Origin of the sequence: Catenulispora pinistramenti, from assembly GCF_018274385.1 — a bacterium.
Taxonomy (GTDB): Bacteria; Actinomycetota; Actinomycetes; order Streptomycetales; family Catenulisporaceae; genus Catenulispora; species Catenulispora pinistramenti.
On the sequence record NZ_JAAFYZ010000304.1, the window covers coordinates 1 to 10,425 of the forward strand.

A 10,425-nucleotide genomic window follows, 5' to 3' on the forward strand; every position below is an offset into this window, starting at 1 on the left:
GAGGTGTATAAGAGACAGGGCGGGGCCGGGCGACGGCGTGGTTCGGTGTCCAGGCGGGCGCCTGCCTGGTGGCTGCGCGGGCGCGGGGCCGGTGACCCCGGTGCCGGTGCTTGGCCCGGTACTGGTGCTGGTCTCGGCCCTGTCGCTGGCCCTGACGCTGGACCTGACGCTGGCCCTGACACTGGGCCTGCTGCTGACGCTGACGCGTCGTCCGGCCCGGCTGGCGCACCCGGCTCGGCCGCGTGCCCCACAGCCGCCTCGTTCCCGGCGGCCGCCCGGGGCGCCGCGGCCGCGTCGGCGGGACGTCCCTGGGACGGAACCGCCGCGAGGCCTGGTTCCTGCGTGCTCGATATCTCAGGGTTCGCCATCATCCGCCGTTCTTCGTGATCGCCGCGTCGTGATCGCCGCGTACGGGTGTGGCGCTCATGCTGGCCCAGGCTACCCTCCGGACGCCAGCGTCGCTGCTAGTCGGCGTCCGAGGCGAGACCGTCCGGGGACAGGACACTGATGAAGTGTGCCGCGGTCGCGGCCATGGCCTCACGCGCCGGAGCCAGGTACTTGCGCGGGTCCACGGCGTTCGCCGGCGCCTGCTCCAACCAGCCCCGCACCGCCCCGGTGAACGCGATGTTCAGCGCGGTGCCGACGTTCACCTTCACCACGCCCCCGGCGACGGCGCGCGCCAGTTCGGCGTCCGGCACCCCCGAGGAACCGTGCAGCACAAGCGGAACCCCGATCGCCGCCCGCAGCCGGGCTATGAGCTCGTGGTCGAGGACGGCGCTGCGATCGGTCATCGCGTGCGAGCTGCCGACCGCGACCGCGAGCGCGTCCACGCCGGTGCCGGCCACGAACTCGCGCGCCTCGTCGGGGTCGGTGCGGGCGCCGGGCGCGTGCGCGGACAGCGGCGGCTCGCCGTCCTTGCCGCCGACCTTGCCCAGCTCGGCCTCCAGCCACAGCCCGCGGGCGTGGGCCCAGTCGGCGGCCTCGCGGGTGGCCCGCACGTTCTCGGCGTAGTCCAGGTGCGAGCCGTCGAACATGACGGAGCCGAAGCCGTAGTCGGCGGCCTGACGGAGCAACGCGGGATCCTCGACGTGGTCCAGGTGCAGCGCCACATCGATCCCCGCGGCCTCGGCGACGGCGGCCGTGGCGCGCGCGATGGGAGCCAGGCGGCCGTGGTGGAACTTCACGGCGTTCTCGGATATCTGCAGGATCACCGGCGAGTGCCGGCTCTCGGCACCGGCCACGATGGCCTCGGCGTGCTCAAGGGTGATGACGTTGAAGGCGGCCAGGGCCCGGCGCTCGGCGCGGGCGGCGGTGATGAGGTCGCCGGTGGGCTTGAGAGGCATGGGGATCCTTAGCTTTCGGGACGGGCGCTGATCTCGGAGCTGATGCCGGAGCTGGTCTCAGCGCTGATCTCGGGGCTGGTCTGAGCGCTGATCTCAGACCTGATCCCAGACCGGAAGCGCCGGTAGGCGTCGGCGTCGAAGATCCCGGCGCGGTCGGTGAGCACCGTCGCGGCCGAGAGCGCCGCGGCGTCGGTGAGCATTTCGGGCCACCGGCTGCCGTCGGCCAGGCCCATGGCGAGCGCCGCGACGGACGCGTCACCGGCGCCGGTGGGGTTGCCGCCGTCGATGCGCGGCGGTCGTGCGGTCCACGTGCCCTCGGCGGTCAGGGCTGTGAGCCCGTCGGGGCCGTTCGAGGAGACCACAGCCCGAGCGCCACGGCCGAGCAGTTCGCTCGCGGCCGCACGCGGATCGGTGAGCCCGGTGGCGTCGAGCAGTTCGTGGGCGTTCGGCTTCACGATCGCCGGGCCCGCGGCGAGTGCGGCGAGCAGCGGTGCGCCTTCGGTGTCCAGAATCGTAGGCACGCCAAGGCTTTCAGCGACTGTTATGAGCTCTGAGTAGACGTCGTCGGCCAGCCCGCGCGGCAGCTTGCCGGACAGCACCAGCACCGCGGCCGTGTCCAGCGCGGCGGTCTCCAGCAACGACGCCACCGCCGCGCATATCTCGGCCCACTCCTCGGCGCCGATCTCGGGCCCGGCCTCGTTGAAGCCGGTCGCCAGGCCCGATTCCTCGACCACCGTGACCGTGCGCCGAGTCGCGCCGGCGATGGGTATCGCGTGGTGCGGCACCCCGGCCGTCTCCAACTCCGCGCGCACCGCTTCGCCGTCGAACCCGCCGAGCGGCAGCACCGCGACCGTGTCCCGGCCGAGGGCGTGCAGCGTGCGGGCGACGTTCACGCCCTTGCCGCCGGCCTGCGCGTGGACCCGCGGACGGTGCGTGGTCCCGGCTTTCAGGGCCGGGACCGTGTACGTGATGTCCAGCGCGGGATTGAGCGTGACCGTGACTATCACGGCGCCGAGTCCCCGGGCCTTGGGTCTGCGGGTACCAGGTCTGCGGACACCGGAGCTGCGGACACCGAACTTCCCGGCACCAGATCCCACGCCAGCAATCCGGCGCCGAGGCAGCCGGCCAGGTCGCCGAGTTCGGCGGTGACCAACTCCGGCAGCGCGTGGTACGTCGCCTTCGCGGCCAGCGCCTCGGCCAGCGGCCGCATCAGGGTGTCGCCGGCTTCGGCCAGGCCGCCGCCGATCACCACGCGGTCCGGGTCGAGCAGGGCCGCGGTGGTGAGCAGCGCGTCGGCCAGGACGTCGACCGCCTCGTCCCAGATCCGGCGCGCGACCGGGTCGCCGGTGGCCAGCCGGGCCGCGACGTCCAGGGCGCCGGTGTTCGCCGTGCCGGCCGCCGCGGCGTAGCGGGCCGCGACCGCCCCGGCCGACGAGTACTGCGCCAGGCAACCGTGCAGGCCGCAGCCGCACGGCAGGCCGCCGGGCCGGACCACGATGTGCCCGAACTCACCGCCCATGCCGTGCGGGCCGAGGTTCGGGACGCCGTCGATCATGATCGCGCCGCCGATGCTGGTGCCCAGCGGCAGGAACACGAAGCGCGCGGAGCCGCGGCCGGCCCCGATCCGCGCCTCGGCCACTCCCCCGGCGCGCACATCGTGGCCGATCGCGACCGGGACCGCCAGGCGCGCGCCGAGCAGATCCCGGAACGGCACGTCGCGCCAGCCGACGGTGGCCGAGAAGACGCCGACACCGGTCCGTTCGTTGATGATCCCGGGCAGCGCGAAGCCGGCCGCGGCGACCGGGGTGCCCTCGGCCGCCGCCTCGTCGACCAGCTCGGCGGCGAAGTCGGCGATGGTGTCGATGACCGCCTGCGGGCCGCGCTCGATGCGGGTGGCCCGGCGCCAGGTGCGGATCAGGCGGCCGTCGCGGGTGACCAGGCCGGCTTTGATGCCGGTGCCGCCGACGTCCAGGGCCAGGGCGTGGCCTGCGCCTGAGGCCTGGCTGCCCGCCGCGTGCGCGGCTGGCACATGCCCGGCTGGCACGTGCCCGGCCGACTCTTGGCTGGCCGACTCTTGGCTGGCCGACTCTTGGCTGGCAGCAAGGACATCCCCGGCTGGGGCATCGGCGGCACGCGCGTGGCGGGGCGCCGCGGCGGGCTGCTCGGGACCGGACATATCAGACCTCGGACAGAATGATGGAGCGGGTCAGGTTGCGCGGGTTGTCGACCTCCAGGCCCTTGCGGCCGCCGAGCGCCACGGCCAGCCGCTGCACCCGGATCAGCTCGGCCAGCGGATCGCGGCCGTCGGCCGGGTCCAGCCACTGTCCGCCGGTGGCCTGGACCTGCTCGGCCAGCCCGCGCGGGGCCTCACCGAGCATCCAGGTCACCGTACCGGGCGAGGCGATGCTGATCGGCCCGTGCCGGTACTCCATCGCCGGGTAGGACTGGGTCCAGGTGAGCGAGGCCTCGGTCATCTTCAGCCCGGCCTCGTTGGCCAGCCCGACGGTCCAGCCCCGGCCCAGGAACGCGAACTGGGTCTTGTCCAGGATCCCGTCCGGCAGCGGCTCGGCGACGCAGCGTGCGGCGTCGGCGACGATCTTCTCCAGGTCGAAGGCGGTGCCGGACTGCGCGGCGACGTGCGCGCGGAACAGCGTCAGCGCGGTGGTGGCGAAGCGCGTCTGCACCACTGAGCGCTCGTCGGCGAAGTCCAGCACGATCGTCTCCTCGGCCAGCTCCGGCGCCGGAGTGTTCGGGTCGGCGATGACCGCGACCGTCGGCGTGACGCCCCTGAGCCGCTGCAACAGCTCAAGCACCTCGGTCGTGGTGCCGGAGCGGCTGAGCGCGACCACCCGGTCGTAGGCGCGGCCGAAGGGGAACTCGGAGGCGGCGAAGGCGTCGGTGTCGCCGAGCCCGGCCTGCTCGCGCAGCGCCGCGTAGGCCTGCGCCATGTACAGGGAGGTGCCGCAGCCGACGACGGCGACCCGCTCACCCTTGTTCGGCAACAGCGAGCCGGTCGGACCGGCGGCGAGCGCCGCCGCCCGGCGCCAGGTGTCCGGCTGGCTCGCTATCTCGGCTTCGACGTAGGCGGATCCGGACATGGTCTCTCCCCAGGCTGGCGACGTGCGTGCTTGTATCTGAACGATAGCCAGACGAGTCGAGCAGAATCAAGCAGAAAGAAATACGGCGTGGTCAACGGGGATCCTGCGCGGCCGGCCGGATAATTCCGGGACCTACCTTTTGCCGCCTGCCACAGAGCGCGCGCCGTGCTGCTCGGGGTGTACTCGGTCCGCGCTCAGCCCGCGCTCAATCCGCGTTCGGCCCGTGGTCGGTCCTTGCCCAGCCCGCGTTTCAGTCCGCGTTTCAGTCCGCGAGATGGATCCGCACGCCGAGTTCGCGCAGCGCGTCCAACTCGCCGGGGTCGGCGCTGGGATCGGTGACCAGATCGGAGACCAGCGCGGCCTCGGCGATCCGGGCGAAGGCCCGGCGGCCGACCTTGGTTCCGTCGGCGACCACGATCACCCGGGCCGACTGCAGGATCATCGCGCGATTGGTCTGCGCCTCGACCTCGTGGTGGGTGGTCACGCCGGCCGCCGCGCTGACCCCGCCGACGCCGAGGAAGGAGGCGTCCAGGTTGAAGCCCTCCAGCGCGCGCTCGGCGACCGGGCCGATCAGCTCGTAGGACTCGGTGCGCACGGTGCCGCCGGTGACCACCAGGTCTATCGCCGGGCGCAACGCCAACTCGGCCGCGATGTTCAGGGCGTTGGTGACGATCTTCAGCCCGCCGCGCATCCCCAGGAACCGCGCCACCTCGCTGGTGGTCGTGCCGCCGCACAGCCCCACGGTCGCCGCGCTCTCGTCGATCAGCCCCGCGGCCAACTCGGCGATCCGGCTCTTCTCCTCCTGCTGGCGCGCGCCGCGATAGCGCATGGGGAGTTCATAGAGCACGCCGGCCGGGACCGCGCCGCCGTGCGTGCGCTTGACCAGGCCCTGCTCCTCCAGCGCCTGAAGGTCGCGGCGGATGGTGGCCTGGGAAGTGCCCAGGCGGTCGGCGCTCTCCACGACCCCCACCGAACCGTGGTCGGCCAGCAGGGCGAGGATGGCTCCCAGGCGGTCTTCTTGACGCATGGGGACACAGTAGCGCGCGATCCGCTCACTGTGATGCTCGTTCGCGCAAGATCCGAGCATGAATGATCATCTCCGGCCCCAGCCGTCCCACCAGCGGTGTTTTTCTGTATTCGATGACAGTTTCGTAACTTAGTAGTGACTCGTACTGATCATGCTCGTTGGTCCGGACATGGTGTGGATTACTCGACGATCGTCGGATCGTGCCCTGGTCGCTGCTCTGACGGCACTGGCGGCGGTGATGTTCGGGTGGGGCTTCCAGCGGGGGCGGACGCACCCCTTCTACACGGCCGCCGTCCGCTCGATGGGCGCGAACTGGCACGACTTCGTCTACGGGGCCTTCGACCCCTCCGGCTTCATCACCACCGACAAGCTCCCCGGCGCGTTCTGGGTGCAGGCGCTGTCGGTGCGGATCTTCGGCTTCCACGCCTGGGCGGTCCTGCTGCCGCAGGTGCTGGCCGCGACGGCGTGCGTGCCGCTGCTGTTCGTCACGGTGCGGCGCTGGGCCGGGCGGGGCGCGGCGTACGCGGCCGCCGTCGGCTACACGCTGACCCCGGTGACCGTCGCGCTGTCCCGCACGAACATCCCCGACGCGCTGATGGTGTTCTTCATGGTGGTCGCCGCGCACGCACTGTGGCGCTGGGCCGACGGCGGACGGCGCGCGGCCTGGTGGCTGGCAGCCTCGGCGGTGTGGCTGGGGGTGGCGTTCAACGTGAAGATGGGGCAGGCGCTGCTGGTGGTCCCGGTGTTCGCCGGGACCTGCTTCCTGCTCGGCGCCGGGAGCCGCTGGTGGCGGCTGGGCCGGGCGGCGGCGTACGGGACGCTGGTCGCGGTGGTGTCGCTGGCCTGGATGGTGTTCGTCACGCTGACCCCGGCTTCCCAGCGCCCTTACATCGACGGCTCGGTGCACAACTCGGTCTGGGAGATGGTCTTCCAGTACAACGGCTTCGGCCGGATCGGCGGCCAGGGCGCCGGGACCGACCCGCTGGCCGGCGGCGCGGTGCTGTCCGGGGCCGGCGGACCGGCCGGGCTCGGACGGATCTTCGGGACGGCTTCGGCGGGCCAGATCAGCTGGCTGGTACCGGCCGCGGTGGTGGGGTTGGCCGCCGGGTTGTGGGCGGCTTGGCGGGCCCGGCGGGTGCGGCTGGCGGCGGCGTCGGTGGCGGCGCTGCCGGTTACGGCGGCCGGCGCGGTGGGGGCGTTCGCCTCGGTCGGAGCGTCGGTCGGAGCGACAGCTGGATCGGCGGCCGGGGCGACGGCTGGATCGGCGGCGTTCGCGTCGGCTCAGACGGCAGCCGGATCGTCGCCATCGGCTGGCACGACGGCGATCTCAGCCGGATCGCCGGCGTCAACGTCAACCGGTGCGGCGTCCGGCCAGATGTCCAGCGTCGAAGCCCTGGCGGCGCACGCATCCCAGCACGCGTCCCAGCACGCGTCCCAGCACGGATCCCGTGCCACGGACTCCGGGCATCAGCAGCCGACCGACCCTGAGCGCGCGCAGCGGAAGACCACCGCCGGCTACCTGTTCTGGGGCGGCTGGCTCGGCATCTACGGCCTGGCCTTCTGCGCCGCCACCGGCATCCACTCCTACTACACCTCGACCCTGGCTCCCCCGGTCGCCGCCCTGGCCGGAGCCGCCTTCATCGCCGCTGCCCGCGGCCGCACCTGGCAGCTGCCCGCGCTGGTCGCCCTGACCGCCGGCTGGGCGTTCCTCGCCAGCCGCGAGACCCCGCACTACCAGCCGTGGCTCCGCTGGTTCGTGGTGGCCGCCGCGGTGGCCGCGATCGCGCTGGTGCCGTGGGCCCGCATCGCCCGCAACCGCGCCCTGGGCGCGCTTTCGGCGGTGGCGGTCGCGGCGGCGGCGCTGGCCGCACCGGCGGTCTGGGCCACGTCGGTGCTCACCCGCAAGGGCGACATGATGGGCAGCGTGGCGGCGTCGGCCGGCCCGCCGCAGTCGATGTTCGGCGGCCGCAAGTTCAGCGCGGCGGCCAACACGGAGATCCAGCACGGGATCCACGACTTCGAGCACGGACCGGACCCGCGGGTCGTCAAGTTCCTGCAGCGCAATCGCGACGGCCGCCCCTACGCCGCCGCGATCGACGGCTCGATGGCCGCCGCCCCCTACCTCGCGGACAACCTCCCGGTGCTCCCGATGGGCGGCTTCACCAGCGACGCCCCGGCGCCGACCGTGCAGGGCCTGGCGAACCTCGTCCACACCGGGCAGCTGCGCTACGTCGTGGTGTCGCAGCTGCGGATGGGCGGGCACAGCGTGGCGGCGCAGGACCGTGACACGTGGGTCACCGACCACTGCCACGGCGTCCCGGGTCTGGCTAGTAGTACGGCCAGTGGTACGGCTAGAGCTAAAGACAAGACGAATTCCCCAACCGGGGTATTCGATTGTTCTTGATCAGCGCGGGGGTTAAGATCACCCCAACACGCTGAAGGAGACGAGTAGCCTCGGATCCGGCGCGGGTCCAGAGAGCCGTCGGCAGCTGGGAAGACGGCCCCGCGTTCCGAGGCCAAGACACTCCGGAGTGCGGGGAGGCAATGCCCCGCCGGCCGGCCCCCGTCATCGGGCCATGAGAGGCCGCGGCCCCCGGGCCGCGGTGAAGGTGCGGTGGTACCGCGATTCCCTTATCGCCCGCACTCCCAAGGGATCACGTCGAGACCCCTTGGAGGGCTCAAATGATCCACCGCGTACTAGCGTCGGAACTGTCGGCGCACGTAGGTGAAACCGTTCAGGTCTCCGGCTGGCTGCACCGCCGCCGCGAACTCAAGAACGTCACGTTCCTCATCCTGCGCGACCGCAGCGGCCTGACCCAGGCCGTGCTGCCGGGCGCCGCCGCCGAGCAGTCGCACGACATCCCCGAGGAGACCGTGCTCTCCTTCGTCGGGACCGTCACGGCCAACGAACAGGCGCCCGGCGGCGTGGAGCTCGTCGCGCCGGCCGAGGGCCCGCAGGTCGAGTTGCTGTCCAGCCCGGCCGAGACGCCGCCGCTGGAGATCTACCGCCCGACCGTGACGGCCTCGCTGCCGACCATCCTGGACGGCGCCCCGGTGACCCTGCGGCACCCGCACCTGAGCGCCCCGTTCCAGCTCACGGCCGCCTCGATCGCCGGCTTCCGCTCCGCGCTGGACGCCCTGGACTTCACCGAGATCCACACCCCGAAGATCGTCGGCTCGGCCACCGAGTCCGGCGCCAACGTCTTCGCCCTGGACTGGTTCGGGCGCAAGGCGTATCTGGCGCAGTCGCCGCAGTTCTTCAAGCAGGCCATGGTCGGCGTCTTCGAGCGGGTCTACGAGACCGGCCCGGTCTTCCGCGCCGAACCCTCGGACACCGCACGCCACCTGGCCCAGTACACGAGCCTGGACGCCGAGCTCGGCTTCATCACCGACCACCGCGACGTGATGGCGGTGGTACGCGAAGCGCTGGTCGGCATGGTCGCCTCGGTCGCCGAACGCGCGGCGGCCGCGGTGGACCTGCTCGGCGTCAAGCTGCCGACCGTCCCGGAGCAGATCCCTGAGATCCACTTCGCGGACGCGATGGAACTGCTCGGCGAGGACGAGCCGGACCTGTCCCCGGCCAACGAGCGCACGCTCGGCGAGTGGGCGGTACGGGAGTTCGGCAGCGAATTCCTGTTCGTCACCGGCTACCCGATGGCCAAGCGCCCCTTCTACACCCACGCCCAGCCGGACCGGCCGCAGTACTCGAACAGCTTCGACCTGATCTTCCGCGGCCTGGAGCTGATCACCGGCGGCCAGCGGCTGCACCGGTACGAGGACTACGTCGCGGCACTGGCGGCGCGCGGGGAGTCCACCGAGGCCTACGAGGGCTACCTGGCGAACTTCAAGCACGGGATGCCCCCGCACGGCGGGTTCGCCCTGGGGCTGGAGCGCTGGACGATGCGCTTGACCGAGGCGGACAACCTGCGGCGTACCGCCTTGTTCCCGCGGGACTTGCACCGGCTCACACCGTGATCGGGTGCTGATTCACAACTCGGTATGACGCGGGCCCCTCGTCGTCGTCGCATGGCGGCGAGAGGCCCGCTTCTTCAGACAGGCAGCCGCCTGCTCAGTCCCGCGGCCAATCGGCGCCTCACGGCTGGAAACTGAGCGGCAACCCCGCCGGCAGCATGACGGCCTTCGTCGTCCCGACCACCTGGCCGGACGCGTCGTAGCCGATCACCTCCCGCGGCTGCTCGGCCACCACGAATCCGAACTCGATGAACGCAGCACCCTGAGTCCGATACACCGGGACGAACTCGGCGTGGTCGGCGTATTGCAGGCACAGATGGTCGACCTTCGGATCCATCCATGTCCCGACCAGATACGCCTTGAAGGTCATCCTGGCCGGTACCTTGCTGCCGTTGACCATCGTCGACGTCCCCGGAACCGGCGTGCCGGGCCCGAGCCCCCTGGCCGAATCGAACGAGAAGTAGTCCTGCTCGGTGGAAGGCACGCCGACTTCCTCGTAGCCTGCTTCCCCCGGCGTGCGGAACTGCGCCACCGCGCCCTCGTGGAAGGCGTCCGCCGCACCCGGCGGGTACGTCCCCGACGCCTTGCCGCTCATCCAGTCCGTGTGGGCCTGCTTGTTCGGGAACACGTGGATCTGCTCCGCCCAAGAGACCCCCATGGTCGTCCCCGAGACCGTGGTGAAGTCCAGCCCGTCGACGGTGGTGGACGTCGTCGCCGGCACCGTACCGGCGACCGAGGCCGAGCAGGTCTTCGGCGCGGGCGTCGCGGATGTCGCAGTCCTCGCGGATGTCGCGGGCGTCTTGGGAACGATGCCCGGCGCCACCTGTACGCTCGCCCGTGACGGCCCCGCGGAGTGTGCACCGAACGCGACCGCCCCCGCAGCCACTCCCAGCACCGCCAGCGACGACCCCGCCGCCGTGGCCCGATGCCGCACCCGACGCCGACGCGCCCCGCGCATCACCCCGGCCGCCGAGACGCCCCGCGT

8 protein-coding genes and 1 pseudogene are annotated in these 10,425 nt (G+C 72.2%); 3 read left to right on the forward strand and 6 right to left on the reverse strand.

Annotation, left to right across the window (positions count from 1 at the left end; translation table 11 throughout):
• Positions 1–464: 464 nt before the first annotated feature.
• The 5 genes from KGQ19_RS44625 to KGQ19_RS44645 all read right to left on the reverse strand — a co-directional run bounded on the left by KGQ19_RS44625 (position 465) and on the right by KGQ19_RS44645 (position 5,468).
• Entirely contained in the window at positions 465–1,343 is an 879-nt protein-coding gene (locus KGQ19_RS44625) for a class II fructose-bisphosphate aldolase (RefSeq protein WP_212021015.1), read from the reverse strand.
• A gap of 8 nt (positions 1,344–1,351) precedes the next feature.
• Complete coding sequence (locus tag KGQ19_RS44630) at positions 1,352–2,350, reverse strand: 1-phosphofructokinase family hexose kinase (RefSeq protein ID WP_212021017.1); 999 nt, start codon at positions 2,348–2,350, stop codon at positions 1,352–1,354.
• Positions 2,347–3,387 (reverse strand): ROK family protein, encoded by a 1,041-nt coding sequence (locus tag KGQ19_RS44635; protein ID WP_307856702.1) that lies wholly within the window; start codon positions 3,385–3,387, stop codon positions 2,347–2,349. The genes KGQ19_RS44630 and KGQ19_RS44635 overlap by 4 nt, the downstream gene beginning before the upstream one ends.
• Positions 3,388–3,520: 133 nt before the next feature.
• Positions 3,521–4,441: an SIS domain-containing protein gene (locus KGQ19_RS44640; RefSeq protein WP_212021019.1), complete on the reverse strand. Its 921-nt coding sequence runs from the start codon at positions 4,439–4,441 to the stop codon at positions 3,521–3,523.
• Between the two features lie 262 nt (positions 4,442–4,703).
• Positions 4,704–5,468, reverse strand: coding sequence for a DeoR/GlpR family DNA-binding transcription regulator (locus KGQ19_RS44645; protein ID WP_194899354.1), 765 nt, complete (start codon positions 5,466–5,468; stop codon positions 4,704–4,706).
• A 151-nt stretch (positions 5,469–5,619) separates the two neighbouring features.
• Between KGQ19_RS44645 and KGQ19_RS44650 the strand changes: the two genes are divergently transcribed.
• A complete protein-coding gene (locus KGQ19_RS44650; RefSeq protein ID WP_212021020.1) occupies positions 5,620–7,872 on the forward strand; it encodes an ArnT family glycosyltransferase in 2,253 nt (750 codons plus the stop codon).
• 278 nt (positions 7,873–8,150) lie between these two features.
• On the forward strand, positions 8,151–9,443 hold the full coding sequence (gene aspS, locus KGQ19_RS44655; protein ID WP_212021021.1) for an aspartate--tRNA(Asn) ligase: 1,293 nt from the start codon (positions 8,151–8,153) through the stop codon (positions 9,441–9,443).
• A 118-nt stretch (positions 9,444–9,561) separates the two neighbouring features.
• Here the strand turns inward: aspS and KGQ19_RS44660 are convergent, their stop codons facing one another.
• The gene (locus KGQ19_RS44660; protein WP_212021022.1) at positions 9,562–10,098 is read right to left on the reverse strand and encodes a hypothetical protein; all 537 of its coding nucleotides are present in this window, start codon (positions 10,096–10,098) and stop codon (positions 9,562–9,564) included.
• On the opposite strand from KGQ19_RS44660, the pseudogene KGQ19_RS44665 reads away from it, so the two are divergent.
• Positions 10,097–10,425 (forward strand): annotated as a pseudogene (locus KGQ19_RS44665) (hypothetical protein); the annotation flags it as partial. The gene KGQ19_RS44660 and the pseudogene KGQ19_RS44665 sit on opposite strands and share 2 nt — an antisense overlap.

What these genes read in the sequence shown, in the direction of transcription:
- KGQ19_RS44650 (WP_212021020.1), top strand. Translation starts at nt 5,620, where the DNA reads ATGCTCGTTGGTCCGGACATGGTGTGGATTACTCGACGATCGTCGGAT.
- KGQ19_RS44660 (WP_212021022.1), bottom strand. Translation starts at nt 10,098, where the DNA reads ATGGGGGTCTCTTGGGCGGAGCAGATCCACGTGTTCCCGAACAAGCAG.
- aspS (WP_212021021.1), top strand. Translation starts at nt 8,151, where the DNA reads ATGATCCACCGCGTACTAGCGTCGGAACTGTCGGCGCACGTAGGTGAA.
- KGQ19_RS44640 (WP_212021019.1), bottom strand. Translation starts at nt 4,441, where the DNA reads ATGTCCGGATCCGCCTACGTCGAAGCCGAGATAGCGAGCCAGCCGGAC.
- KGQ19_RS44645 (WP_194899354.1), bottom strand. Translation starts at nt 5,468, where the DNA reads ATGCGTCAAGAAGACCGCCTGGGAGCCATCCTCGCCCTGCTGGCCGAC.
- KGQ19_RS44625 (WP_212021015.1), bottom strand. Translation starts at nt 1,343, where the DNA reads ATGCCTCTCAAGCCCACCGGCGACCTCATCACCGCCGCCCGCGCCGAG.